Source organism: Burkholderia theae (assembly GCF_048565265.1).
Classification (GTDB): domain Bacteria; phylum Pseudomonadota; class Gammaproteobacteria; order Burkholderiales; family Burkholderiaceae; genus Burkholderia; species Burkholderia theae.
On the sequence record NZ_CP183462.1, the window covers coordinates 318805 to 342097 of the forward strand.

The following is a 23293-nucleotide window of genomic DNA, read 5'->3' on the forward strand; positions in this document are numbered from 1 at the left end:
CCGCATGAATCCGGTTCGCCGCGCCGCGGCACCGCCATACAAGACATGGAAAGGATGAGACATGGCTGACGTCGTTCCCGCGCTGGTCGGTGAAGTCCGCGCATTCCGGCAGGCACACCCCGAGATCCGTTATGTCGACCTGATCTGCCTCGACCTGCCCGGGCATTTCTACGGCAAGCGCTACCCGATCGACGCGCTCGAGAAGGTCGCGTCGGGTTCGTTGCTGAAGCTGCCGCAGAACTGCGTGCTGCTCGGCACGCAGGGCGGCCTGTACAAGATCGGCGACTACTGCTTCAACGACGGCGACCCCGACGCGCCGCGCCGGCTGATCCCCGGCACGCTGAAGCCGGTGCGCTGGGAGCGGCAGCCGCTCGCGCAGATGCTGATCAGCTCCGACGGCACCGATGCACCGATCGAGTTCGAACCGCGCGAGGTGCTGGCGCGCGTGCTGCGGCGCTTCGCGGCGCGCGGCATCCGGCCGGTCGTCGCGTTCGAGCTCGAGTTCTACCTGTTCGCCGCGCAGCTCGCGGAAGGGATGCCGCAGTATCCGCGCGACCGCCTGAGCGACGACCGCGACGATCAGCCGAACATGCATATCGAGCGTCTGTCGCGCTTCTCCGACGTGCTGCACGAGATGGTCGAGGCCGCGTGCGAGCAGGGCGTCGACGCGACGGTCATCACGGCCGAACTCGGGCCCGGCCAGTTCGAAATCAATTTCGGCCACACCGACGACGCGCTGCGCGCGGCCGACTGGTCGGCGCTGTTCTGTCGCAGTACGCGCGGCGTCGCGCTGCAGCACGGCTATCGCGCGAGCTTCATGGGCAAGCCGTACCTGCATGCACCGGGCAGCGGGATGCACGTGCATGTAAGCCTGTACGACGACGCGGGGCGCAACCTGCTCGCGGCGGACGGGCAGCGACCGCTGCGGCACGCGGTGGCCGGATGTCTCGCGCTGCTGCCGCATTGCATGCCGGTGTTCGCGCCGAATCACAACGCGTTCCGGCGCTACGGGTCGATGGTGAACGCGGCGAGCCGCGCAAGCTGGGGTTTCGAGGATCGCGATGCGTGCATCCGGATTCCCGAGTCGGATGCGCGCAACCTGCGGATCGAGCACCGGCTCGCCAGTGCAGATGCGAATCCGTACCTGGTGCTCGCGGCGATCCTTTCCGGGATGGAGCACGGACTCGATGCACGGATCGAACCGATCGCGCCGCTCAACGAGGACCGCGGCAGCGGGATCGATTTTCCGAAGGAGATGCTGTCTGCGGTTGCCGCGATGCAGGATCATCCGGCCGTGCGCGAAGGGCTCGGCAGCGAGTTCGTGATGGTCTATTGCGAGAACAAGCGGCAGGAGGAGCTGGATTTTCGCAACGAGATCGGCGCGCGGGAGTATCGGTGGTTTCTGTGATTGCATGCCGCCGCCTGCGAGTCCTATCGATCGGGCATCTGCTCCAACGGCAGGTTCGCGCCCCACGCGTGCGCCAGGGAGTCGATTTCGGCAAGCGGATCGACCTGCCGTGCGCTTTCGTGCGTGTCGTTGCCGAATAGCCGGTGGGCGAAATCGCGGGCACGCAGGGTGATCGCCGTGGTTTTCAGGCTGCGTCGCATCGTGAACGACGCGAGTGCTGCGTCGAGGTCGCTGCCGTTGCCTTCCCCGTGCTCGTCGAGACAACGGGCGAGGTGCCACGCATCTTCGAGTGCCTGGCATGCACCTTGTCCTGAGGTGGGCAAGGGCGCATGCGCGGCATCGCCGATCAGCAGCACATTGCCACGGTGCCACACGTCGACCGGATCGAGATCGTGCACGCGAATCTTTGCGATCGTGTTCGGCGGCGTCGCGCGCATCACGTCTGCGATGGGTGCAGGCCACGCATCGAATAGCCGTTTCAGCATCGGCCCCGGATCGCCTTGCACCGTGTCGTCGCCGTCGCCGTCGGCTTCGGACCGTGCCGCGGCCCAGTACACGCGCTGCCGATCGATCGCGACGATACCGAACCGTTCGCGTGTGCCCCAGTAGTCGAATATCGACACGTCATCGACGAGCGGCGCGTCGCTCTGCGCGACGCCGATCCAGTTGACGAATCCTTGATAGACCGGCGTGTTGCTGCCGACGACATGGCGTCGCGCGACGGAGTTCATGCGGCCGTCCGCGCCGATCACGAGATCGGGCGCGATCGCCGTGCCGTTGTCGAAACGAACGACGGCGCGGCCGTCCGGCCCGGTGTCGATGGCCGTTGCGCAGTGGCAGAAGCAGACTTCGATGCCGCGCGCGGCCACGTGTCGCGCGAGCACGGCCTGCAGGTCGCGCCGCAGGATCGAGCGCGTCGGAAAACCCATGCGGCGGTCGAGTTGGCGGATATCGGTGAGCTTGAACGGGTTGCCGTGCCGGTCGATGCACCGCATCGCGCGCAGGTGGCCGCTGACCTCGACGATGTCCGGCAGGATGCCGAGCTGCGCCAGCACGAAACCGGCATTCGGCCACAGCACCACGCCCGCACCCATCGTCGAGTCGGATAGCCGGCGTTCGTACAGACGGATCCGGTGCCCGCGCCCGGCAAGCGCGAGTGCGGTGCTCATGCCGGCGATGCCGGCACCCAGAATTGCAATATCCATGACACTCCTTCCGTATTGTCGTGCGAGCGCTCGCTGGGTCGCGGGTTCGCGCTTCGGCGTCGCATTGACGGGACGAGCATCGTAAATTACGGTGTCTGGCGGGATAAGCCATGAAAAATGGCGGGCTTTGATACCTCAAACGGGATAATGATGCGTAGCAAGCTGGATCTGAATGCGGTGCGCGTGTTCGTGTCGGTCGTCGACGAGGGCAGCTTTGCGGGTGCCGCGCGTGCGCTTGCGTTGCCGGGTTCCAACGTGAGCCGCCATGTGGCACAACTGGAGTCGAGGCTCGGTGTGAGGTTGCTGGAGCGCAGCACGCGGCACCTTCGGATGACCGAGGCCGGGCGCCTGCTGCACGAGCGCGCGAGGCCGATGCTCGATGCGCTGACGCTGGCCGAATCCGAGCTGACCTCGCAGCAAACGGAGTTGCGTGGCGTGCTGAAGCTCTGCGTGCCCGGCGAAATCGGGCCGCGCATGCTCGGGCCGATCGTCGCGGAATTCGCAAGCCGCCATCCGCGCGTCGAAATCGACTGCGATACCAGCCTCGCGGGCATATCGACGTTGCGCGACGACATCGACCTGTCGATCATCGTCAATCGCGGGAAGCTGGACGACAGCGCGTTCGTCGTGAGGCCACTCGCGTGTTTGCCGAGCGTCGTCGTGGCTGCGCCGTCGCTCGTCGCCCGGACCGGGATGCCGACCCGGACGGAACAGCTCAGGCAATTGCCGTGCATCACGACGTTGAGCACGCTGAAAGGGCAGCCATGGCAGTTCGCCGATCGCGACGGGCGGATTCACAAGATTCCGGTCGCGAGCCGGTATCGCGTCAATAGCGGCGAGATGGCGGGATTGGCGGCGCTGAACGGGATCGGCTTCGCGATTCTCGTCGAGCGTGCGTGCGCGGCCGAGCTTGCTGACGGGCGGTTGCTGCGCGTGCCGCTGGAGATGGCACCGGCGCCGCTGGAACTGCTTGCCGCTTATGCGAGCCGCAATTCCGTCAACGCGAAGATCCGCGAGTTGGTGCGGATGATGCAGTTGCGTTTGGAGGCGGGGCTAACTATTCAGTCGTGAGGATTGCTTCGGCAGTGCGCGCCAATAGCGCACTTCTTCGATTGGCGTGCCGTCGATCTCGAACGTCTTGATGTCGTCTTCCGCGACGAAGCCCTCGCGTTCATAGAACGCTCTTGCGCGACGGTTTTCGACCAGCACCCAGAGCGACACCCATGCGTGGCCCGCGTCATGCAGCGATCGGCACGCATGGTCGACCAGCGTCGCGCCGATGCGTTGCCCGCAATGCGACGGGTGCAGATAGATCGCTTCGATCTCACCCCAGGTGCGATCCTTGTCGGTGTCGCGTGTCGGACCGTATGCGATCCAGCCCGTCGGCTCGTTGTCCGTGAACGCGAGGGCGACGCGCGGCCGACCGGCGTCGAGCGCACAGCGCCATGCGGCCGTGCGCTTTTCGACCGACAGACCGGCGAGGAACGGGGCCGGTATGATGCCCGCGTAGGTTGCCTGCCATGACGCGACGTGGATGCCGGCGATGGTCGCGGCGTCGGCGGGGTCGGCAGCGCGGATGTCGATCGTCGTCGTGTTCGGTGCCATGCGTGTTCCGCCTGATCGGTTGCTGTTGCGTTGCCGTGTCCGGATCAATTCGCGCGATCCGAACTGCTGTCGATCGCGAAGCGGTAGCCGATATCCACGTGCGACGCATCTCGCGGTTCGTCGGTTCTTTTCAGCACGAATTCGAACGCAGGTTCGAACCAGCCGTTGCGCGGGACTTCCCCGCCGAGGATGTCGACTTCGTACCAGCCGTTCTCGATTTCGATGACGGGCCTGCCCGGTTCGCGGTAACGCGCGAGCAACGCGTTCACCGTCTCGTCGTTGAAGCGTTCGAGCATGCGCCACGTGTAGAGCATGATCGAACGATGCTCGACGCGCAGCACGTAGCCACCACGCCGATGCTGCAGGCGGCTTCCCGTCTTCAGCAATTCGGGCGTGTCGTCGTCCAGCGTGAAGATGACCGTGTACGGATGATTCTCGATGCCGGCCAGCGGAATCACGATGCCTTCCAGCACGGCGGTGTCGCCGCTGTCGTTCGACGTGAACTCGGATGCGACGTTGTCCGACAGCCCGTGCTGTTCCTTGTAGCGCTTCAGCAGCAGAACATCGCCGACGAGAAAATAGTCGACGAGGTCGTTGAGGACTTCGGAGAATTCATGTCGCATCGCTGTTTCCTTCGTGGGGCTGACGCGCCGCGCCGCGAAACGCTTCACGGCACGGCACGCGCGAAGGCCTTACTCCCCGAGCTTCGACGCCACGCACCCCGTGCTCGTGCATTCACGCTCACGCTCGCGCAGGAACGACAGCCGCGACTGCGTCATGTCGTTCGCGCACTGGATATCCACGAGGTAGCTGTTGTTGCGCGTCTCGCTGCACTGCGCATCGCGCTGCTTCAGCCACGCGAGCTGGCCGGCCTTCAGCGTCGCCTGCTGGTCGCCGCTCAGCTGCTTGCGCAGGCGGCCGTACTCGTCGTTGAGTTCGCGGTCGCTTTGCGAGAACTGCGTGCTGGTGCAGTACACCTGGTCGAACGCGCTGTGCGGCTTCGCGCAGCCGGCCGCGTGCGCGGCGAACGGAACGGCAAGCGCGAGCAGCGCGCAGGATGCGAACAGATTCTTCTTCTTTTTCATTGCGATGCTCCTGACTGGGTGAAAACCGTTGAGCCCGAGGGGCGATGCCGTCACTTCGGCACCGTGCACGCGTCGATCCCGCCTGCGATCGCGGCGGACAGGTGCTGGATTGTCTCGCGCCGCGCGAGCCGCGCTTCTTCGTCGGGATTGACGATCACGCCGGCCTCGACGAGCACGGCCGGAATCGGCGCGGTGCGCAGCACGACGAGATCGTCGAAGCGGTGGATGCCGAGTTGCGGGTCGATCAGCGGGCGATTCTCGCCGCGGATCGGCTGCGCGTGATACAGCGACGGCCGCTCGCCGGCCGCGACCAGCCGCTCGGCAATCGCCTTTGCGCAACGCAGGCTTTCCGTATAGTGCGGATTGCGCTCCGACACGAACACGGAGAAACCGCGGAATTCGCGTTGGCGGCCCGCGTCGATGAACTGCTGTTGCATCGAGTCGTGATGGATCGACACGAACAGGTTCGCGTCGGGCGCCTGCGTCGAACGCTGGACGAGCGCGATCTCGCGGCCGTCGGCCGACGTGCGCAGCACGCGGTCGCCGTGCGCGGCGAGCTTTTCAGCAACTGCTGCGGACAGATCGAGGTTGTACAGGTATTCGACGCGGCCGCTCGCGCCGGTGGAACCCGGGTGAGCGGGCGTATGGCCGGTGTCGACGACGATATAGCGCCCGGATGCGGGCTCGGCGCCGGGGGCTGCGGCGTCGGCCGCATGCAGCGCCAGCGGCGCGCCGAGCAGCGGGGCGCAGGCAAGCACACGCGCGGCGGTGCGCACGAACGGGCAAAGGCGTCGGAGGGTTCGGTTCGTCATTGTTGTTGTCGAGGAGGGCATGCGGCGCGTCGAACGGCACGGCACCGTCGGCCTGCTCAATGCAGTCGGAATGTCGCGCGATTATAGCGGGTGGCAATGTCGTCGCAATGACGAATCGGCCGCTGCCGCGCCGGCCGGAAGCCGGTGCTCAGGCGAGCACGCGCCGCGCCGCGAGCATGCCCCAGTACGACGCTTCCTCGAACAGCGACAGCCCGGACAGATCGGCATGCGCGAACACGACCGGGCCGTCAGCCTCGCGCAGCGCAAGCAGCCCCGGCCGGCTCAGGAAGCCGACGTCGGGCGTCGCCATCGCGTGGCCGCGCACGGTGATCTCGAGCGCCGTCGCGTGCTTCCACAGCTCGCGCCCGTAGACGGCCTGCAGGTCGATCGCGGCCTGTTCGCGCAACGCGCCGGGCTCGGCCTGCGCGAGCCAGCGGCGCGTGTCGTCCGGCGCGCGCGTGCTCAACGCCTGATACGCGGAGAACACCGAGCGCGTCGGCGGCGACATCCGGATCAGCTGGTGCGTCGACACGACATAACCGAGCCCCGCGCCGTCGTAGACGACGTTGTCCCACGCAAGCGGCACGCCCGCCGCCTCGGCCGGCATGCCGTCGAGCAGGAAGTTGGACACGAGCCACGGTGCGCGCGGCGGCAGGTCGCGCGCGGGTTCGAAGCCGTAGGCGGAAAGCTGCGGAAACACGTGCGCCGCGACGAACAGCGGCATCGCACACACGACGCGCCGCGCCTTCAGCGTGAACGTCGACAGCGCGCCGTCGTCGCCGAGGCGCGCGCACAGCACGTCGACGCCGCCCGCGCGTTCGGTCGCGCGCACCGCGAAGCCGTCCCGCGACCACGCGTTCGAGCCGGTGCGCGCGGTGATCGAATCGCTCAGCTTCGTCACCATCGTGTGCAGCCCGTCGGGCCAGGTCAGCACCGCGCCGTCGCTCGCGTCGCCCGCATGGCCGCCGCGCGACGAGAAATAGTGCAGGCCGGCCCACGCGGACACATGCTCGTATCCCGCGCCGTAGTCGTCGCGGCAGCAGTAGTTCAGGTACCAGTGCAGCGCCTTCGCGGTGTAGCCCTCGTCGAGCAGCCACTGGCGGAACGAGCGCCGGTCGAGCGCGCGCCAGCGCGGGTCGCGCGACGATTCCGCGATCGGGATGCAGAACACCTTGCGGCCATCAGCGCCACGGGCGGTGCGCAGCCCGTCCGTGTACGCGAAGAAGCGCGCCTGCTGCGCGAGCGCGTCGGCGTCGAGGCCGGCCGTCGGCACGATGCCGTCCTGCCATTGCCCGGCGATGAAGAGCCGTTCATCCGGCGCATGGACGAGCACGCGCTCGTCGTACACGGGGCGCGCGGAGAACGGTGCGGATTCGATCACGCCGAGATCGGCGAGCATGTCGCGCAGATGCGCGGATTCGAGCGACGGCAGCGGCAGGTAGTGCGCGCCTTTCGGATAGCCGAGATCGCCGAAGCGGCCGCCGGCCGCATTGCCGCCGAACTCGGGGCCGGCGAGCACCGCGAAGCGCGTGTGGCCCGCGCGCGCGAGCTGCCACGCGCACGACAGCCCGGCCGCGCCGGCGCCGAGGATCGCGACGTCCGTCTCGATCGTGCCGGACGGCGGCGGCAGCGTGGCATGGTCGCGCAGCGCATGGCCTTCGCGCATGCCGGGGTAGCCGACGCGCGGCGTCGTCTCGATCCAGCCGGTGCGGCCGCATGCGGCGAGCGACGCGGCCGCCGACGCGACGAGGAACGTGCGGCGATCCATCAGCGCAGCACGTGTTTCCAGTCGTCGTCGAAGCGGCGCACGAGCGGCTGGTCGTTGAGTTCGTTCGGCGTCATCGGCAGCGCGGGCATGTCGGCCGGGAAGTGGAACATCTCGGCGGCCGTCTGCGCGTCGAGCCAGCGCGTGGGCACCGAGTAGTGCGTCGGCACCGTGAAGTCGCGGCGCTTGCCGGCGATCACGAAGCCCCAGTCGCCGAACGACGGCACGTAGCAGTGGTACGGCCACGTGTTGAGCCCGGCTTCATGCAGCGTCGCGATGATGGTCCAGTACGCGTGCGGTGCGAAATACGGCGACGTCGACTGGATCACCGCATAACCGTTCTCCGACAGGTGGCGCGCGAGCAGCCGGAACACCGGCACCGAATACAGGCGGCCGAGCCCGAAGTTGGTCGGATCGGGGAAGTCGACGACGATCGCGTCGTACACGTCGGCGTTCGATTCGAGCCAGCGCACCGCGTCGTCGTTGATCACGTGCACGCGCGGATCCTTCAGCGAGCCCTGGTTCAGCTTGACGAGCGGCGCGGACGTGGAGAACAGCTTGGTCATCGCGGGATCGAGATCGACGAGCGTGATCTGTTCGAGGTTGCGGTGCTTGAGCAGTTCGCGCACCGCGAGGCCGTCGCCGCCGCCGAGCACGAGCACGTGCTTCGCCCACGGCAGCGCCTCGATCGTCGGGTGGATCAGCGCCTCGTGATAACGATGCTCGTCGCGCGACGAGAACTGCAGGTTGCCGTTCAGGTACAGCCGCATGTCGTCGTGCCACTGCGTGAGCACGATGCGCTGGTACGGCGTCGTTTCCGAATAGATCGTCTCGTCGCCGTACACGCCATGCTCGGCCCAGTGCGTGATGCGGTCCGACAGCGCGAAGCCGGCGACCAGCAGCCCGATCACGAGCGACGCGCGCATCAGCTTGCCGCGCACGTTGCGGATCTCGTCGCGGAACAGGTGCGTGGTCCACAGCGCGACGAAGGCGTTCAGGATGCCGAACAGGAAGCTCGTGCGCAGCAGGCCGAGACGCGGCGCGAGCACGAGCGGGAAGATCAGCGACACGGCGAGCGAGCCGAGATAGTCGAAGGTCAGCACCTCGCTGACGGTATGGCGGAACGCCTGGCGCCGCTGCTGGAACGCGCGCATCACGAGCGGGATCTCCATCCCGATCAGCATGCCGAGCGCGAGCACGAGCGCATAGAGCGCCGCGCGGAACGGCGCGGCCAGCCACGCGAACACCGCGAACAGCAGTGCGGCCGACACGCCGCCGAGCAGGCCGACGAGCAGCTCGATGTCGACGAAGCGGTCGAGCACGTCGTCGTCCTCGACGAACTTCGCGAGCCACGAGCCGATCCCCATCGCGAACAGGTAGCAGCCGATCACCGACGAGAACTGCAGGATCGAATCGCCGAGCAGGTAGCTCGACAGCGCGCTGCTGATCAGTTCGTAGCCGAGCCCGCACGACGCGAGCACGAGGATCGACAGGACGAGCGCACGCCTATGCAGCATGGTGCGTCCGTTGTGCAGTGTTCGGCAATGTGGATATACTGGCGCGGATTTTTGTGGGGCGGCCATCCGTCTGCTGGCCCCGTGCGGGCCGGCCGGCGACGGGGCGGCGAACCGAGCACAAAATCCGAGGGAAAGAATGAATAGTGCCTATCTTTATGCGGTTCATTTACTGTCGGCGTTCGTGCTGCTTCTTGTGTTCGCGGCAGTGTACCTGAAGGTCACTCCGTTCGACGAACTGGCGCTGATCCGCGACGGCAACTCGGCTGCGACGCTGTCGTTCGGCGGTGCGCTGATCGGTTTCTGCCTGACGCTCGCGTCCAGCATCGCGCACAACTCGACGCTCGGCGAAGTCGTGATCTGGGCCGTCGGCGCGATGGCCGTGCAACTGATCACCTATGCGGCGCTGACGCGCCTGATGCCCGGCATGAATCATGCAATCGAGGATCGCAACGTCGCGATGGGCGGCCTGATGGGCACCGCGTCGCTCGTCGTCGGCATCATCAATGCCGCCTGCCTGACCTGACCGCCACGCGTCCGAGGAGACCGACATGAGTCTGGGTTCGTTTATCCGCAAGCAGTTCGTCGACGTCCTGCAATGGACGGAAGACACCGACGGCGTGCTGGCCTGGCGCTATCCGATGGAAGACCAGGAAATCCGCTACGGCGGCAAGCTGACCGTGCGCGAGACGCAGGTCGCGATCTTCGTCAACGAAGGCAAGGTCGCCGACGTGTTCCAGCCGGGGCTGTATACGCTGGAAACGAACACGCTGCCGGTGCTCACGTACCTGAAGAACTGGGACAAACTCTTTCAATCGCCTTTCAAGTCGGACGTCTATTTCTTCAGCACGCGGCTGCAGCTCGGCCGGCGCTGGGGCACCGCGCAGCCGGTGACGATCCGCGATCGCGAATTCGGCATCGTGCAGGTGCGCGCGTTCGGCATCTACTCGTACCGGATCGTCGACGCGGGCGCGTTCCACCGCGAGGTCAGCGGCACGCGCGCGCAATACACGGTCGACGATCTCGAACAGCAACTGCGTAACCTGGTGGTCACCGCGATGAGCACGACGTTCGGCGCGTCCGACGTGCCGTTCGTCGACATGGCCGCGAACCAGTCGCTGCTGTCGCAGCGCATCGCCGACGCGCTGGCGCCGGTGTTCACGCGCTATGGCCTCGCGCTCGATGCGTTCGCGGTCGAGAGCGTGTCGCTGCCGGCGGAGCTGCAGAAGGCGCTCGACCTGCGGATCGGCGCGGGGATGGCCGGCGATCTCGCGCGCGCCACGCAATACCAGACCGCGCAGGCGATTCCGCTTGCCGCGCAGAACCCGGGCGGCATCGCCGGTGTCGGCGCGGGGCTCGCCGCGGGTGCCGTGATCGGGCAGGCGATGGCCGGCCAGATGGCGGGCGCCGCGCAACCGGCGCCGGCGGCCGCACCGGCCGCGCCCGTCGCGGCACCGGCGGCCGCTGCGCAGCCGGCCGCACCGGCCGACGGTACCGACTACGTGCAGCGGCTCGAGCAGTTGAAGGCGTTGTTCGACAAGGGCCTCGTGACCGAAGACGAATATTCGCGCGCGAAGGCCGAGATCCTCGCGAAGCTCACCCGGTAAGCGTCGCGCATGTTCAGCACTTCGTGCCCCCAGTGCGGCGCGCCGGTCGAGTTTCGCTCGGCGGCGGCGGTGATGGCCGTCTGCGCGTCCTGCCGCAGTACGCTGCTCAAGCGCGGCGCCGACGTCGAGCGCATCGGCGAGCTGGCGACGGTGCTCGACGACGCGTCGCCGATCCAGATCGGCACGGCCGGGCGCTACGGCAAGCGCATGTTCACGGTGCTCGGGCGCATCCAGATGACCTACGACGCCGGCGCGTGGAGCGAGTGGTACGTCGTGTTCGACGACGGCGCGTTCGGCTGGCTGTCGGATGCGTCGGGCCAGTACGCGGTCACGGTGCGCGAGCCCGACGATGCGTCGGGCGGCGCGTGGCCCGCGTTCGGTACGCTCGAACCGGGCATGCGGATCGACCACGGCAGCCGCGCGTGCCTCGTGTCCGATGTGCGCACCGCGCGCTGCACGGGCGGCGACGGCGAGCTGCCGTTCCGCGTCGATGCCGGCTGGGAGGCACGCGTGGTCGATCTGCGGACCGGCAACGCGTTTGCGACCTACGACTATTCCGACGCCGATTCGAATGGCGGGAGCCCGGCCGTTTATTCGGGCGAGGCGCTGGAATTCGACGCGCTCGCGTTCACGGGGCTGCGTGACACCGAGATCGATACGCGCGAGAAGCGCGGCGCGGAGATGGTGCCGTTCGCGTGCCCGAGCTGCGGCGCGCCGCTGTCGTATGCGCCGAACGTCGCCGACTACGTCGTGTGCGGCAGTTGTCACGCGGGCGTGCAGTGCACGGCCGAGCAGCAGACCGTGTTCGCGGCGCAGCGCAAGCTCGAATCGGTGAAGGGCGCGCTGGAGCTCGGTGCGATCGGCACGTTCGATGGCGTGAAATACACGGTAATCGGCATGATGCGTTGTCGCGTGCCGGGCGACGCCGAGACGTGGGACGAATACCTGCTGCTGAACCCGAAGCGCGGTTTCCTGTGGCTCGTGCAGAGCGAAGGACGCTGGGAGCGCGTGCAGGTGCTCGACCAATGGCCGACGATCGGCAGCGAGTCCGACGTGACCGACGGCGGCAAGACCTACCGCCTGCGCGAGGAGTATGACTCGGAGGTCGTCTACGTAGTCGGTGCGTTCAACTGGCGCGTGCAGGTGGGCGATCGCACGTCGATCATCGATTACGGCTGGCAGAAGGACAAGCTGACGCGCGAGCGCAGCGACGCGGAGATCGTCTGGTCGCGCGCGCGGCCGCTGTCGGCCAGCGCGCTCGGCGAACGCTTCGGCACGCCGGCGCTCGCGACGGCCGCAGCCGCGGCCGGCGAGAAGGAAACGAAGGGCCTGTTCGGCGGGAAGAACCCGCATAGTTTCTCGCCGCTGCCGCTCGTGTTCAGCGTGTTGCTCGTGATCTTCAACATGGGGTCGCTGTTCGCGTTCAGCGGCCGCTCCGTCTTCGTGCTGATCGGCCTGCTGGTGCTGTGGCTGCCTGAATGGCTGTGGAAGGGTTTCGCGTCGGACGGGGGCAACTCGTGATCCGGTACATCCTCTACGGCATCTACGGCCTGATCGTCGTCACGCTGTTCAGCTGCGCATCGATCGGCGGCAGCGGTTCGGGCGGTAGCGGCTGGGGCAGTTCGTCGGCCCGCAGCGGCTACTCGTCGTACGGGTCGCACAAATGACCGCGCGCGACGGGATCGCGCCGCCGCGCGCGACGCTCGGCTCGCACGTGCTGGCCGACCTGGCCGGCATCGACGCGGCGCTGCTGCGCGACGCCGCGCGGCTCGAGACGATCCTCACCGAAGCGGCGCGACAGTCGGGCGCGCGCGTGATCGGCGCGCATTTCCATCATTTCGGCGGCGAACATGGCGTGACGGGTGTCGTGCTGCTCGCCGAATCGCACATCACGATCCATACGTGGCCCGAGCATCGCTTCGCGGCCGTCGACGTGTTCATGTGCGGCGCGGCGCGCGCGGCCGATGCGGTCGATGCGATCGCCGCCGCGCTCGGTACGCAGGCGCAGGCCCGGCAGCAGGTCGCGCGCGGCGATGCATTGACCTGAGCGGGCGTTACGCACCGGTTATTCCCATGCATAAAAGAATACGATTTGCCGCGTTGCTCGGCTCCACGCTGTTCGCCGGCCACGTTGCCGCGGAGTTGCCGACGAAGCCGCCCGGGCCGGTCGTGATGGTCCACTTCGACTACGACGAAAAGGATCTGCCGCGGCTTCATGCGCTGGAGCGCCGGCTTGATCGCGCCGCGAAGCAGGCAGGGGCGGGCGAACTCGGTGAGACCGAGCTGCATCGCGACGGCAACGACGGTTATCTGTATCTGTATGGCCCCAGCGCCGATCGGCTATACGCGGTGGCGCGCCCGATCCTGAAATCGTCAGGATGGCTGACGGGTACGGAAGTCACGTTGCACCGCGCTTCCGGTACGGAAACATTTCTGATGGGCCGGGACGGAGCGCGTTAGCGCGCCGGCCGTCCGTCCGGACAGCGAGACTTCATTGCGGCGGGGCACCCACATCGATTCGTACCCGGACTGATGCGCGTTTTGCGATGCCCGTCAGCGTTCGAACCGGAACGTCGACACGCTGTGCAGCGTCGCATCGTCGGTGCCGACGATGCCCTGCGTATTCGCGACGGCCGAACGCGTGCCGTTGCTCAGCACGGCCCAGTAGCATTCGCCGCCGGCCGCGTGGAAGCCGGTTTCCGGGTCGCTGATGCCGCACGTGATCGTCGCGCGCATGCCGCGCCAGCCGGGTCCGGAGAAACGTTCGACTTCCTGCGCAACGCTGCGGCCGTAAGTCGTCATCCACTTGCCGTCGTCCTGCTTCTCGAAACCGGCTTCCTTTTCTGCGACCGGCTCCAGCGCGCCGTCGACGATCTCGAACGCGATGAAGTAGTTGCTGTAGGTCATGTTGCGGCCGACGATCGCGACGCAGCGATCGCCGCCGATTGCCGGGCACGGCTTCTTCACCTGCCGGTTCGCGAGGTATTCGAACGAGATGCCGAGCGTCGGGTCGCGATAGGTTTTCCAGCCCGCGTGCTTGACCTGTTTCAGCGCTGCCGTGCGGTCGCGGTAGGCGGTGGCGAGACAGGCGGTATCGGCGCACGCATCGCGCTGTGCAAGCCACGCGCGTTGCGACCGGATCACGGCCGGCTGGTCGGCGGCGATGCCGATCGCGTCGTAGTACGCGCTCGACAGTGTGCTGTCCGCCGATACCAGCGCCTTGTCGCCGCAAATCAGGTGATCGGTGCGCGTCTTCGCACGCGTGCAGTCGATGCTGTCGGCGTGGGCGGACAACGAGAGGCCGAGAGCGGCCAGCGCGAAACCAACGCGTATGCGGAACACGGATGTCTCCTCGTCGGGCGGGGCGGCTGTCACGCCGCTGTCATGTGGCGCCTCGGCGCACGCGGTTCGCGAAGCGTCGAACCCGCGCGCCGTGCATCACGGTGCGATACGCTGCGATCAGCGATTGATTTCGTCCGCCGAGATCAGCTCGGCCACCAGCACCTGCGCGGGCCCCTGCAGGTAGTACTCATGTTCGAGCGGTTCCCGCAGCCTCATGAACGTTTCCGAACCGACCTGCATCGTTTCGCCCGCATGCATCCGCGCGCCGCTTTCGAGCAGGTAGTGCATCACGTTGTTGAAGATGCCGGAATAGCGTTCGCCTTCGTGATGGCCTTGCGCGAGCGCGGCGAAATCGGGCAGGCCGAACACGTCGGCGCCATAGGTGCGCATCCACACACCCTCGACGCCTTCGACCTCGTATTTCACGAAGCCGCAGAAGAACAGGTTCAGCGGGATCGCGCGCAGCACTTCGAGGCTTTCTTCGCCGAGTTCCTTCGCATTGAAGACACCGGCCGGCAACGACGTGTGCGCGTGCTCGTTCAGCACCGCGAGGCCGTTCTGTTCGGCCAGCGCGCCGGCGACGGCCGCCAGCGCGACGTACTGGTCGAGCGGATCGGGTTCGTGTCCGGCGTAGTACAGGATCACGTGGCTGCGGCTCGCGCGCACCTGCTGCTTCAGGTCCTGCCCGTAGTGGGCGGGCGCGACGCACGCTTCCAGCGCGTCGGACGGATAAGGCGCATCGAAGCCGACCAGCCGGACGACGTGCTTGCCCCAACCGGCGAGCCCGAATACCTGCTCCAGCGTCGGCTCGGTTTCGACGCGCGCCTGCTGCATGCTCGGATGGTACGCACGCAGCGCGGCCGTCAGCGACGCGATATCGACCTGCAGCGGCCCGTCGAAGACGACCGTCACGCTCAGCGGATTGTCAGTGTCGGATGCGGCGACCAGCGCGGCCGGGCTTTCGGGTTCTTCCTTGCGGCCAAAGAATCGGGATATCAGGCTCATGGATGTTGTTGGTGTCGAAGCCGTTTCAGGGAGGAAAGCCCTGTTCTCTCGGTCAGGGCCCGCCGTCGGAATGACGGCCGTCCGTAGTTTCTCCGGGTTCGGCGAATCTGGCAAATGCCCGGTCGCGCGGCCGTGGCGCGTTCGAACGCATTCGGGGGAGGTAGTGCGGGCACGCCGGATCACGCGGGTGCACGGCCCGCGGCAGTGCCGGTCAGTGCGGCAGCGCTTCGGCTTCGGCCCAGCGCTTGAACGAATCGAGACGCCGGCGCGTCTGCACGAGATAGAACGCGCCGATCAGCGGTTCGAGCAGCCAGCGCAGCCAGGCCGGCTGAGCGCGGAAGTTGTACGTGAATTTCACCTCGGTCGTGCCCGGCGTGTGTTCGGTGAAATTCCAGCTGCCGCTGAAGCGTTCGAGCACCTTCGGCCCGTCGACCATTTCGACGGCGGCGACCTGCGGCGGACGGTACGAGATGTAGCGCGACACCATCGTTGCGCCCGACTGGCTGCGGCAGAACGCGTCGACGCCGACGTCGGCCGTCGTGCTGTCGAGCAGATAGGCGTCGATGAGGAAGCTGTCCCACACGAGCCGCCGCGCGTAATCCTGCGACCACGTGAAGAGGCGTCTGCGATCGACACCGACGGTTCGGCTGACTGAGATCCTCATGATGGCGGGCGCCGCAGCGCGGATTGGGATGAAATCGAGTGTAACCCGCCGGCGCCGTGCATTTCTTCAGACTTGGTCAAGTCGAGCATGTGCTCGATTGACGCACTTCGGGATTTCCCCTAGGATTCATCCAACCCTTCGGGAAAGACCCGAAGCGTTTCAATCTCTTGAGGGAGCCTCATGAGCACGCAACAGAACCGGCGCTTCGACGCGCTCGTTTTCATTGGTCGTTTCCAGCCTCCGCATCGTGGTCACCTGAATGTGCTGAAGTCGGCACTGAGCCGGGCCGAGCGCGTGTGTGTGCTGATCGGGTCGACCGACAAGCCCCGCACCATCAAGGATCCGTTCTCGTTCGACGAGCGCCGCCAGATGCTGGCTTCGCTGCTCGACGCGTCCGAGCGCGACCGCGTGACGGTCGCGCCGCTGCAGGATTCGACCTACAACGACGGCGACTGGGTGCGCTGGGTTCAGGATGCGGTCGCGTCCGCGCTCGGCGACGTCGCGCAGCGCAAGGTCGGGCTGATCGGCCACGAGAAGGACGCCACATCGTATTACCTGCGGATGTTCCCGCAATGGGAGCTCGTCGACGTCGACGCGACGGAAGACATTTCCGCTACCGAGATCCGCGACCAGTATTTCGCCGAACGCACCAACAGCTTCGTGCAGTGGGCCGTGCCGGAACCCGTGTTCGGCTGGCTCGAGCGTTTCCGCACGCAGCCGGAATTCGCGCAGCTGAAGTCGGAAGCCGAATTCATCGCCGCGTATCGCAAGGCATGGGCGGCCGCGCCGTATCCCGTCACGTTCGTGACGGTCGACGCGGTGGTCGTGCACTCGGGCCATATCCTGCTCGTGCGCCGCCGCAGCGAACCGGGCCGCGGCCTGTGGGCGCTGCCGGGCGGATTCGTGAACCAGGACGAACGGCTCGACGCCGCTTGCATCCGCGAACTGCGCGAGGAAACCGGGCTGAAACTGCCGGAGCCCGTGCTGCGCGGCTCGATCAAGGATCGGCAGGTGTTCGATCACCCGACCCGCTCGCTGCGCGGCCGCACGATCACGCACGCATGCCTGTTCAACTTCCCGACCGGCGAGCTGCCGCGCGTGAAGGGCAGCGACGACGCCGACAAGGCGCGCTGGGTGCCGCTCAACGAATTCGCGCAAATGCGCAACGTGATGTTCGAGGATCACTTCGACATCGCGTATCACTTCCTGGGGAAGCTGTGATCCGCTGATTCCCCGCATTCCGGTCCGCCGCGACAGACGCGGCGGCACGTCAACGGCCTAGAGGAGCTCTAGCCATGCAAAACGATCTCGGCGGCTTTGCCGCGGTTCTCGCCAATCCGATCCTCAATACGGATTCGTACAAGGCTTCCCACTTCCTGCAATATCCGCCCGACGCGTCGGCGATGTTCTCGTACGTCGAATCGCGCGGCGGCCGCTACGACCGCACGCTGTTCTTCGGCCTGCAGATGCTGCTGAAGGAGTATCTGTGCACGCCGATCACGCACGCGATGATCGACGAAGCGCGCGATTTCTTCACGGTGCACGGCGAGCCGTTCAACGAAGCCGGGTGGCGTTATATCGTCGAACGCTACGACGGTTACCTGCCGGTGAAGATCCGCGCAGTGCCCGAGGGTTCGGTCGTGCCGGTACACAACGTGCTGATGACCGTCGAATGCGACGATCCGCAGGTGTTCTGGCTCGCGTCGTATCTCGAGACGATGCTGCTGCGCATCTGGTATCCGGTGACGGTCGCGACACGTAGCTGGCACCTGCGGCAGACGATCCGCCATTTCCTCGAAAAGACCGACGACGATCTCGCGCAATTGCCGTTCAAGCTGCACGACTTCGGCGCGCGCGGTGTATCGAGCGCGGAATCGGCCGCGATCGGCGGTGCGGCGCACCTCGTGAACTTCATGGGTTCGGACACGGTGCTCGGCGTGCTGGCCGCGAACCGCTTCTATCGCGAGCCGATGGCGGCTTATTCGGTGCCGGCGGCCGAACACAGCACGATCACGTCGTGGGGGCGCGAAGGCGAGGCCGATGCTTACCGGAACATGATCCGCCGCTTCGGCCTGCCCGGCGCGATCGTGTCGGTCGTGTCGGACTCCTACGATCTGTTCGCCGCGCTCGAACTGTGGGGCGGCGAGCTTCGGCAGGCCGTGCTCGATTCGGGCGCGACGCTCGTCGTGCGTCCCGATTCGGGCGACCCGATGGCGATCGTGCTGCAGACCGTGCGCGCGCTCGACGCGTCGTTCGGTTCGACCGTAAACGGCAAGGGGCGGCGCGTGCTGAACCGCGTGCGCGTGATCCAGGGCGATGGCGTCGACGAGCAGTCGATCGACACGATTCTTTCCGCGCTCGACGACGCGGGGTATGCGGCCGGCAACGTCGTGTTCGGCATGGGCGGCGCGCTGTTGCAGCAACTGAACCGCGATACGCAGCGCTTCGCGATGAAGTGCTCGGCAATCCGGCGCGGCGGCGTGTGGCACGACGTCCGCAAGGATCCGGTCACCGATCAGGGCAAGCGCTCGAAGAAGGGGCGGCTCACGCTGCTGCGCAATCGCCGCACCGGCGAGTATCGGACCACGACGCTGCCCGTGGCGTGGGACGATCGTGCGCTGGAAGGCGAATGGGACGAGGCGCTCGAAACGGTGTTCGATACGGGGCGCTTGCTCGTCGATGCGTCGTTTGCCGAGGTGCGGGCGAGGGCGCACGCGGGGGAAGCGTGACGCGGTGACAGGCGGGAACGGGGCGACAGCGTGCAATGCGGTCGCCTCGTTCCCGCTCACGCGGTGCGGGCGACGAGCGTGCGGAGTACGGCATCCGCGTCGATGTCTCCTTTCAGAATGTCCGCGCGTGCCGACGCGAAATCGATCCAGCCTTCGTTGAAGCCGTCGAGCATGCGCATGCGCGGTTCGGGGTAACGCATCCGCTGCGCATCGAACAGCGCTGCCCACGTGTCGCGCGGGATGGCTTCGGCGTGTACCGTGCGCCCGAGCACGCGGGCGAACGCGGCCGCCAGGTCGTTCGGGCTGACCCGACGCGGCCCTTCGAGCTCGACGATGCGTGCGCCGGTCCATTCATCCTGAAGCAGCGTGGCCGCCGCGCGGCCGACGTCTTCGGTGGCGACCATAGGCACCGGTTTGTCGAGCGGCTGCAGAAAGCTGTGGATCACACCGTCGTCGCGTGCCGTCGCGACGTCCCATGCGGCGTTTTCCAGGAACCACGCGGGGCGCAGGAACGCGACGGGCATCGGCAGATCGGCGAACGCCTGCTCGATCATCGTCAATTGCGACAACAGGTTCACTTGCGTCGCCTGGGCGCCGATCGTCGACAGACAGACGACCTTGCGCGGCCGCGCGGCGCGCAACGCGGCGCCGACCGCGTCGATCACGGCGCGCGTTTCGGGGAATCCCGGGGACGGATCGAAGCACGGCGGCAGCAGCACGAATACGCCGGCCGTGTTCGAGAAAGCTGCCGTCAGTGCGGCGGCGTCGGTCATGTCCGCGAGTGCAACGTCGCAGTTGCGTGCGGCCCAGGGTGCGGCGCGATCCGCGTCGCGCGCGACGGCCCGCACGTGCTGGCCGGATGCGAGCAGCGTTCGGGCGAGCGCGCCGCCGACCTGTCCGGTGATGCCGGTAATGGCGTACATGGTTCGAAATCCTCATCGAAAAATGAAAGGGTCCCGCGCTGGAGCGGCCGCGCGGCGGGTCTGCCTGCTGCGTTCGGGTAGGCCGCCAGAGGGGCTTGCCGTCGCGATGCATCGGGTTGCATGATAGGGAACGGCGATTCCTGATGGAATCGAATCCATGTCATTTGATTGGTGATTTTTTGTCATGAGCGAAATCATGGGCATCGACGGGCGGATTCTGGCGAACGTGGGCGTGCTGGCCGCGATCGTCGAAAGCGGCAGCTTCGCGCGCGCGGCCGAGGCGCTCGGCCTGTCGCCGTCCGGCGTCAGCCGGGCCGTGGGCCGGCTCGAGGCGCGCGTCGGCGTGCGGCTGCTCGATCGCACGACGCGGTCGGTGACGCTGACGGACGAAGGGCGGCGCCTGTACGAAGATATCGGTCCGCTGCTTGCCGGGATCGGCGACGCGGTTACGCTGGCCGCCGGTTCGGTCGCCGCCGTCCGTGGCAGGTTGCGCGTGAATGTCGACGCCTATTTCTCGCGGCGGGTGCTGGCGCCGCATCTCCCTGCGTTTCTTGCGCGCCATCCCGATCTGTCGCTGGAACTGGCGGCACGCGAGCAACTCGGCGATCTGGTCGCCGAAGGTTTCGATATCGCGGTGCGGTTTGGTGAGCCGCCGTCATCGTCGCTGGTCGCGCGCAAACTGCTGGAGACGCGTGCGGTGACGGTTGCGGCGCCCGCATACGTGAAGCGGCACGGGTGTCCCGAGGCGCCTGCCGATCTGGTCGGCCATGCGTGCATCCAGATGCGCAACACGTTGACCGGCCAGCCGCTCGAATGGATCTATCAGCTTGGCCGCAAGCGCGTGCCGGTGAAGACGACGGGCAGGCTGCTCGTCAACGACGCCGGCACGATGCTCGGCGCGTGCCTGGCCGGCGCGGGCATCGCCCGCTTCAAGGCGAGCGGCGTAGCGGAGCTGATCGAGCAGGGGCGGCTCGTCGAGCTGCTCGCGGATTGGCGCGGCGAGGCGTTCCCGCTGTTTGCGTACTATCCGTCGCGCCACCTGCCGCCCGCGAAGGTGCGCGCGTTCGTCGATTTCGTGGCCGAGATCGTGGCGATCGGCAGTTAGCGCGATCGCCTGCGATCACGGTTCGCCCGCGAGCACGCGCCGCTCCGCATCCGCCTGCACGCCGCCGTGTTCCGCCGCGCGTGCGGCTTCCATCGCCCGCGCAAGCGCATCGAACACCGCGGGCCCCTTGCAGCGCGATACGTTGAAGCGCAGGTACGACGTCGCGCTGTGCGAGGGGCTGAACACGTTGCCGGGCGCCAGCACGACGTCGTGATCCAGCGCGTGGCGCGCGACGCGTGCGGCGTCGAGCCCGTCGGGCAGTTGCGCCCACACGAACAGGCCGCCGCGCGGCTCCGTCCAGATCCCGAGCCCGGCGCGCGCGAGGCGCCGGATCGTCTCGCCCATCGCATCGGCAAGACGCGCACGCAAGCCGTCGAGGTGACGCCGGTACGTGCCGTCGATCAGCAGCCGGTGCACGACGTTCGCGCCGATCTGCGCGTTGCCGAACGACGTCGCGAGCTTCAGGTCGACCAGCGCCTCGATCCATTCCGGGCGCGCGGCGATGTAACCGCAGCGGATCGCGGCCGACAGCGTCTTCGAGAAGCTGCCGATCGATACGACGCGCGACAACCCGTCGAACGCCGCGAGGCGCGGTGCGGGCGTGCTCTCGAAATCCGCGAAGATGTCGTCCTCGACGATCAGCAGCCCGTGCTCGGCCGCGAGCGTCAGCAGCCGGTGTGCGACGGGCGGCGCGAGCGTCGCGCCGGTCGGGTTGTGCAGCGCCGCGTTGGTGATGTACAGACGCGGCCGGTGCTCGGCGAGCACCTGCTCGAAGCGCGCCAGGTCGGGGCCGTTCGGCGTGAACGGGACGCTGACGATCCGCGCCCGGTGTGCGCGCAGCAGCGCCTGGAAGTTGAAGTAGCACGGATCGTCGAGCACGACCGTGTCGCCCGGCTCCAGCAGCAGCCGGCACACGAGGTCGAGCGCGTGCGTGCCGCCGTCGGTCAGCAAGATCTGCGTGGGTTCCGCGTGAACGCCGTGCTGCGCGAGCCGCCAGGCGAGCTGCTGGCGCAGCGCGGGCAGGCCGAGCGGCGTCGCGTAGTCGGTCAGCGCGTCGGATTCGTCGCGCGACACGGCGCGCAGCGCGCGGCGCAGGCTTTCATCGGGCAGCCACGACGACGGCAGCCATCCGCAGCCGGGTTTCACGGACGTCGGCGCCGCTTCGAGCGACTGGCGCGACAGCCACAACGGATCGAGCTCGCGATCGAGGCGCGGGCCGAGATCGGCGAGCGCGAGCGGCGGCGCGTGCCCCGACACATAGAAGCCCGAGCCGCGCCGCGCGACGAGCACGCCTTCGCTCGCGAGCCGCTCGTACGCATCGACGACCGTCGATTTCGACACGCCCAGCCCGTCGGCCATCATCCGGATCGACGGCACGCGCGCGCCGGGCATCAGCGCGCGGCTCGCGATCCGCGCGCGCAAGGTATCCATCACGGTTTCCACGCGCGTGCGCGACGGGGCGGGCGGAACGGGAATCGGGGCGGCATGGCGCATGGCGAAGAATGAACTGTACGGACGGTTGTCCAGTACAGTTTGTCCGAATTGTATTGGGCTGTAGCTTACGCGCTTTTCGCGGGCGGCGGATCATCGGTCATCCACTTTCCCCGTTCAGGATTTCCCGTGCAAAAGACGACCGACGGATGGCTCAGCGGCTTGCTGGGCGTAATCATCTTCAGTGGCTCGCTGCCCGCGACGCGTGTCGCGGTGCAGGGGCTCGACCCGCTGTTCCTCACGTTCGCGCGCGCGACGATCGCCGGCGCGCTCGGCCTGCTGCTGCTCGTCGTGCTGAAGCAGCGGCGGCCGACGCGTGCCGAGGCCGTGTCGCTGGCCATCGTCGCGCTCGGGGTCGTGGTCGGCTTCCCGTTGCTGACGGCGCTCGCGCTGAAGCATGTGACGTCCGCGCACGCGATCGTGTTCGTCGGGCTGCTGCCGCTCGCGACCGCGTTGTTCGGTGTGTGGCGCGGAGGCGAACGGCCGCGGTTGCCGTTCTGGATCTTCTCGATCGTCGGCAGCGGCGCGGTGGCCGCGTTTGCGCTGCGCAACGGCGGCCAGGCGTCGGTGGTCGGCGATGCGCTGATGCTGGCCGCGATCGTCGCGTGCGGGCTCGGCTACGCGGAAGGCGCGCGCCTGTCGCGGCAGCTTGGCGGCTGGCAGGTGATCTCGTGGGCGCTCGTGCTGTCGTTGCCGCTGATGCTGCCGCTTACGTGGCTCACGTGGCCCGCGTCGTTCGACGGCGTCGATGCCGCCGCGCTGTGGGGGCTCGCGTACGTGTCGCTGTTCAGCATGCTGATCGGTTTCGTGTTCTGGTATCGCGGGCTTGCGCTCGGCGGGATCGCGGGCGTCGGCCAGTTGCAGCTGCTGCAGCCGTTCTTCGGCTTCCTGCTGGCGGCCGGGCTGCTGCACGAGACGGTGCCGCCGTCGATGGTCGTCGTGACGGTCGTCGTGGTCGGCTGCGTGGCGGGCGCGAAGTACTTCTCGAAAATGGCGCCCGTGCGGCGTGCGGGGTGATGCGCGTGCCGTGCCG

General features: G+C 67.4%; 24 protein-coding genes. 12 read left to right on the plus strand and 12 right to left on the minus strand.

What is annotated here, in order from left to right; genetic code table 11:
• Window positions 1–61: 61 nt before the first annotated feature.
• Window positions 62–1408, plus strand: a complete 1347-nt coding sequence (locus ACN22W_RS18965) for a glutamine synthetase family protein (RefSeq protein WP_129515448.1) — start codon at window positions 62–64, stop codon at window positions 1406–1408.
• A 23-nt stretch (window positions 1409–1431) separates the two neighbouring features.
• Here the strand turns inward: ACN22W_RS18965 and ACN22W_RS18970 are convergent, their stop codons facing one another.
• The gene (locus ACN22W_RS18970) at window positions 1432–2613 is read right to left on the minus strand and encodes an FAD-dependent oxidoreductase (RefSeq protein WP_419688973.1); all 1182 of its coding nucleotides are present in this window, start codon (window positions 2611–2613) and stop codon (window positions 1432–1434) included.
• Window positions 2614–2763: 150 nt separating this feature from the next.
• On the opposite strand from ACN22W_RS18970, the gene ACN22W_RS18975 reads away from it, so the two are divergent.
• Window positions 2764–3684 carry a LysR family transcriptional regulator gene (locus tag ACN22W_RS18975; protein WP_129515446.1) on the plus strand — a complete coding sequence of 307 codons (921 nt, stop codon included), beginning with the start codon at window positions 2764–2766 and terminating at the stop codon, window positions 3682–3684.
• Here ACN22W_RS18975 and ACN22W_RS18980 read toward each other — a convergent pair.
• The 6 genes from ACN22W_RS18980 to ACN22W_RS19005 all read right to left on the minus strand — a co-directional run bounded on the left by ACN22W_RS18980 (window position 3667) and on the right by ACN22W_RS19005 (window position 9397).
• A complete protein-coding gene (locus tag ACN22W_RS18980) occupies window positions 3667–4218 on the minus strand; it encodes an N-acetyltransferase family protein (RefSeq protein ID WP_419688974.1) in 552 nt (183 codons plus the stop codon). The genes ACN22W_RS18975 and ACN22W_RS18980 overlap by 18 nt on opposite strands.
• Window positions 4219–4262: 44 nt before the next feature.
• Window positions 4263–4841, minus strand: coding sequence for a hypothetical protein (locus tag ACN22W_RS18985; RefSeq protein WP_419688975.1), 579 nt, complete (start codon window positions 4839–4841; stop codon window positions 4263–4265).
• A gap of 69 nt (window positions 4842–4910) precedes the next feature.
• Entirely contained in the window at window positions 4911–5303 is a 393-nt protein-coding gene (locus ACN22W_RS18990) for a lysozyme inhibitor LprI family protein (RefSeq protein WP_419688976.1), read from the minus strand.
• A 50-nt stretch (window positions 5304–5353) separates the two neighbouring features.
• Window positions 5354–6115, minus strand: a complete 762-nt coding sequence (locus tag ACN22W_RS18995; protein WP_419688977.1) for an N-acetylmuramoyl-L-alanine amidase family protein — start codon at window positions 6113–6115, stop codon at window positions 5354–5356.
• Window positions 6116–6263: 148 nt separating this feature from the next.
• A complete protein-coding gene (locus ACN22W_RS19000; protein WP_419688978.1) occupies window positions 6264–7883 on the minus strand; it encodes an NAD(P)-binding protein in 1620 nt (539 codons plus the stop codon).
• Entirely contained in the window at window positions 7883–9397 is a 1515-nt protein-coding gene (locus tag ACN22W_RS19005; protein WP_419688979.1) for a polyamine aminopropyltransferase, read from the minus strand. The genes ACN22W_RS19000 and ACN22W_RS19005 overlap by 1 nt, the downstream gene beginning before the upstream one ends.
• Before the next feature lie 136 nt (window positions 9398–9533).
• On the opposite strand from ACN22W_RS19005, the gene ACN22W_RS19010 reads away from it, so the two are divergent.
• The 6 genes from ACN22W_RS19010 to ACN22W_RS19035 are packed head-to-tail and all read left to right on the plus strand — an operon-like array spanning window position 9534 to window position 13461.
• Window positions 9534–9920, plus strand: a complete 387-nt coding sequence (locus tag ACN22W_RS19010; protein WP_129515440.1) for a DUF350 domain-containing protein — start codon at window positions 9534–9536, stop codon at window positions 9918–9920.
• 25 nt (window positions 9921–9945) lie between these two features.
• On the plus strand, window positions 9946–11001 hold the full coding sequence (locus ACN22W_RS19015) for an SPFH domain-containing protein (protein WP_129515439.1): 1056 nt from the start codon (window positions 9946–9948) through the stop codon (window positions 10999–11001).
• A 9-nt stretch (window positions 11002–11010) separates the two neighbouring features.
• Window positions 11011–12522 (plus strand): DUF4178 domain-containing protein, encoded by a 1512-nt coding sequence (locus tag ACN22W_RS19020; RefSeq protein ID WP_419688980.1) that lies wholly within the window; start codon window positions 11011–11013, stop codon window positions 12520–12522.
• Window positions 12519–12668 (plus strand): hypothetical protein, encoded by a 150-nt coding sequence (locus ACN22W_RS19025; protein WP_155291822.1) that lies wholly within the window; start codon window positions 12519–12521, stop codon window positions 12666–12668. Before ACN22W_RS19020 ends, ACN22W_RS19025 begins: the two co-directional genes overlap by 4 nt.
• Window positions 12665–13048 (plus strand): adenosylmethionine decarboxylase, encoded by a 384-nt coding sequence (gene speD / locus ACN22W_RS19030; protein ID WP_419688981.1) that lies wholly within the window; start codon window positions 12665–12667, stop codon window positions 13046–13048. The genes ACN22W_RS19025 and speD overlap by 4 nt, the downstream gene beginning before the upstream one ends.
• Window positions 13049–13101: 53 nt before the next feature.
• Entirely contained in the window at window positions 13102–13461 is a 360-nt protein-coding gene (locus tag ACN22W_RS19035; RefSeq protein WP_419688982.1) for a hypothetical protein, read from the plus strand.
• Between the two features lie 93 nt (window positions 13462–13554).
• On the opposite strand, the gene ACN22W_RS19040 is transcribed toward ACN22W_RS19035, so the two are convergent.
• From ACN22W_RS19040 to ACN22W_RS19050, 3 genes are all read right to left on the minus strand, one after another.
• Complete coding sequence (locus ACN22W_RS19040) at window positions 13555–14343, minus strand: lysozyme inhibitor LprI family protein (protein WP_419688983.1); 789 nt, start codon at window positions 14341–14343, stop codon at window positions 13555–13557.
• Window positions 14344–14460: 117 nt separating this feature from the next.
• Window positions 14461–15348: a DUF4261 domain-containing protein gene (locus ACN22W_RS19045; protein ID WP_419688984.1), complete on the minus strand. Its 888-nt coding sequence runs from the start codon at window positions 15346–15348 to the stop codon at window positions 14461–14463.
• Between the two features lie 211 nt (window positions 15349–15559).
• The gene (locus ACN22W_RS19050) at window positions 15560–16012 is read right to left on the minus strand and encodes a type II toxin-antitoxin system RatA family toxin (protein ID WP_048245561.1); all 453 of its coding nucleotides are present in this window, start codon (window positions 16010–16012) and stop codon (window positions 15560–15562) included.
• A gap of 180 nt (window positions 16013–16192) precedes the next feature.
• Between ACN22W_RS19050 and ACN22W_RS19055 the strand changes: the two genes are divergently transcribed.
• On the plus strand, window positions 16193–17233 hold the full coding sequence (locus ACN22W_RS19055) for a bifunctional nicotinamide-nucleotide adenylyltransferase/Nudix hydroxylase (RefSeq protein WP_048245562.1): 1041 nt from the start codon (window positions 16193–16195) through the stop codon (window positions 17231–17233).
• Between the two features lie 74 nt (window positions 17234–17307).
• Window positions 17308–18741, plus strand: coding sequence for a nicotinate phosphoribosyltransferase (locus tag ACN22W_RS19060; protein WP_419688985.1), 1434 nt, complete (start codon window positions 17308–17310; stop codon window positions 18739–18741).
• 56 nt (window positions 18742–18797) lie between these two features.
• Here the strand turns inward: ACN22W_RS19060 and ACN22W_RS19065 are convergent, their stop codons facing one another.
• Window positions 18798–19664, minus strand: coding sequence for an NmrA family NAD(P)-binding protein (locus tag ACN22W_RS19065; RefSeq protein WP_419688986.1), 867 nt, complete (start codon window positions 19662–19664; stop codon window positions 18798–18800).
• 196 nt (window positions 19665–19860) lie between these two features.
• On the opposite strand from ACN22W_RS19065, the gene ACN22W_RS19070 reads away from it, so the two are divergent.
• The gene (locus ACN22W_RS19070; RefSeq protein WP_419689866.1) at window positions 19861–20769 is read left to right on the plus strand and encodes a LysR family transcriptional regulator; all 909 of its coding nucleotides are present in this window, start codon (window positions 19861–19863) and stop codon (window positions 20767–20769) included.
• 15 nt (window positions 20770–20784) lie between these two features.
• Here ACN22W_RS19070 and ACN22W_RS19075 read toward each other — a convergent pair whose 3' ends face one another.
• A complete protein-coding gene (locus tag ACN22W_RS19075) occupies window positions 20785–22263 on the minus strand; it encodes a PLP-dependent aminotransferase family protein (protein WP_419688987.1) in 1479 nt (492 codons plus the stop codon).
• A gap of 126 nt (window positions 22264–22389) precedes the next feature.
• Between ACN22W_RS19075 and ACN22W_RS19080 the strand changes: the two genes are divergently transcribed.
• Window positions 22390–23277: a DMT family transporter gene (locus ACN22W_RS19080; RefSeq protein WP_412024100.1), complete on the plus strand. Its 888-nt coding sequence runs from the start codon at window positions 22390–22392 to the stop codon at window positions 23275–23277.
• The last annotated feature ends 16 nt before the right edge of the window (window positions 23278–23293 follow it).

What these genes read in the sequence shown, in the direction of transcription:
- ACN22W_RS18965 (WP_129515448.1), top strand. Translation starts at nt 62, where the DNA reads ATGGCTGACGTCGTTCCCGCGCTGGTCGGTGAAGTCCGCGCATTCCGG.
- ACN22W_RS18970 (WP_419688973.1), bottom strand. Translation starts at nt 2,613, where the DNA reads ATGGATATTGCAATTCTGGGTGCCGGCATCGCCGGCATGAGCACCGCA.
- ACN22W_RS18975 (WP_129515446.1), top strand. Translation starts at nt 2,764, where the DNA reads ATGCGTAGCAAGCTGGATCTGAATGCGGTGCGCGTGTTCGTGTCGGTC.
- ACN22W_RS18980 (WP_419688974.1), bottom strand. Translation starts at nt 4,218, where the DNA reads ATGGCACCGAACACGACGACGATCGACATCCGCGCTGCCGACCCCGCC.
- ACN22W_RS18985 (WP_419688975.1), bottom strand. Translation starts at nt 4,841, where the DNA reads ATGCGACATGAATTCTCCGAAGTCCTCAACGACCTCGTCGACTATTTT.
- ACN22W_RS18990 (WP_419688976.1), bottom strand. Translation starts at nt 5,303, where the DNA reads ATGAAAAAGAAGAAGAATCTGTTCGCATCCTGCGCGCTGCTCGCGCTT.
- ACN22W_RS18995 (WP_419688977.1), bottom strand. Translation starts at nt 6,115, where the DNA reads ATGACGAACCGAACCCTCCGACGCCTTTGCCCGTTCGTGCGCACCGCC.
- ACN22W_RS19000 (WP_419688978.1), bottom strand. Translation starts at nt 7,883, where the DNA reads ATGGATCGCCGCACGTTCCTCGTCGCGTCGGCGGCCGCGTCGCTCGCC.
- ACN22W_RS19005 (WP_419688979.1), bottom strand. Translation starts at nt 9,397, where the DNA reads ATGCTGCATAGGCGTGCGCTCGTCCTGTCGATCCTCGTGCTCGCGTCG.
- ACN22W_RS19010 (WP_129515440.1), top strand. Translation starts at nt 9,534, where the DNA reads ATGAATAGTGCCTATCTTTATGCGGTTCATTTACTGTCGGCGTTCGTG.
- ACN22W_RS19015 (WP_129515439.1), top strand. Translation starts at nt 9,946, where the DNA reads ATGAGTCTGGGTTCGTTTATCCGCAAGCAGTTCGTCGACGTCCTGCAA.
- ACN22W_RS19020 (WP_419688980.1), top strand. Translation starts at nt 11,011, where the DNA reads ATGTTCAGCACTTCGTGCCCCCAGTGCGGCGCGCCGGTCGAGTTTCGC.
- speD (WP_419688981.1), top strand. Translation starts at nt 12,665, where the DNA reads ATGACCGCGCGCGACGGGATCGCGCCGCCGCGCGCGACGCTCGGCTCG.
- ACN22W_RS19045 (WP_419688984.1), bottom strand. Translation starts at nt 15,348, where the DNA reads ATGAGCCTGATATCCCGATTCTTTGGCCGCAAGGAAGAACCCGAAAGC.
- ACN22W_RS19050 (WP_048245561.1), bottom strand. Translation starts at nt 16,012, where the DNA reads ATGAGGATCTCAGTCAGCCGAACCGTCGGTGTCGATCGCAGACGCCTC.
- ACN22W_RS19055 (WP_048245562.1), top strand. Translation starts at nt 16,193, where the DNA reads ATGAGCACGCAACAGAACCGGCGCTTCGACGCGCTCGTTTTCATTGGT.
- ACN22W_RS19060 (WP_419688985.1), top strand. Translation starts at nt 17,308, where the DNA reads ATGCAAAACGATCTCGGCGGCTTTGCCGCGGTTCTCGCCAATCCGATC.
- ACN22W_RS19065 (WP_419688986.1), bottom strand. Translation starts at nt 19,664, where the DNA reads ATGTACGCCATTACCGGCATCACCGGACAGGTCGGCGGCGCGCTCGCC.
- ACN22W_RS19070 (WP_419689866.1), top strand. Translation starts at nt 19,861, where the DNA reads ATGGGCATCGACGGGCGGATTCTGGCGAACGTGGGCGTGCTGGCCGCG.
- ACN22W_RS19075 (WP_419688987.1), bottom strand. Translation starts at nt 22,263, where the DNA reads ATGCGCCATGCCGCCCCGATTCCCGTTCCGCCCGCCCCGTCGCGCACG.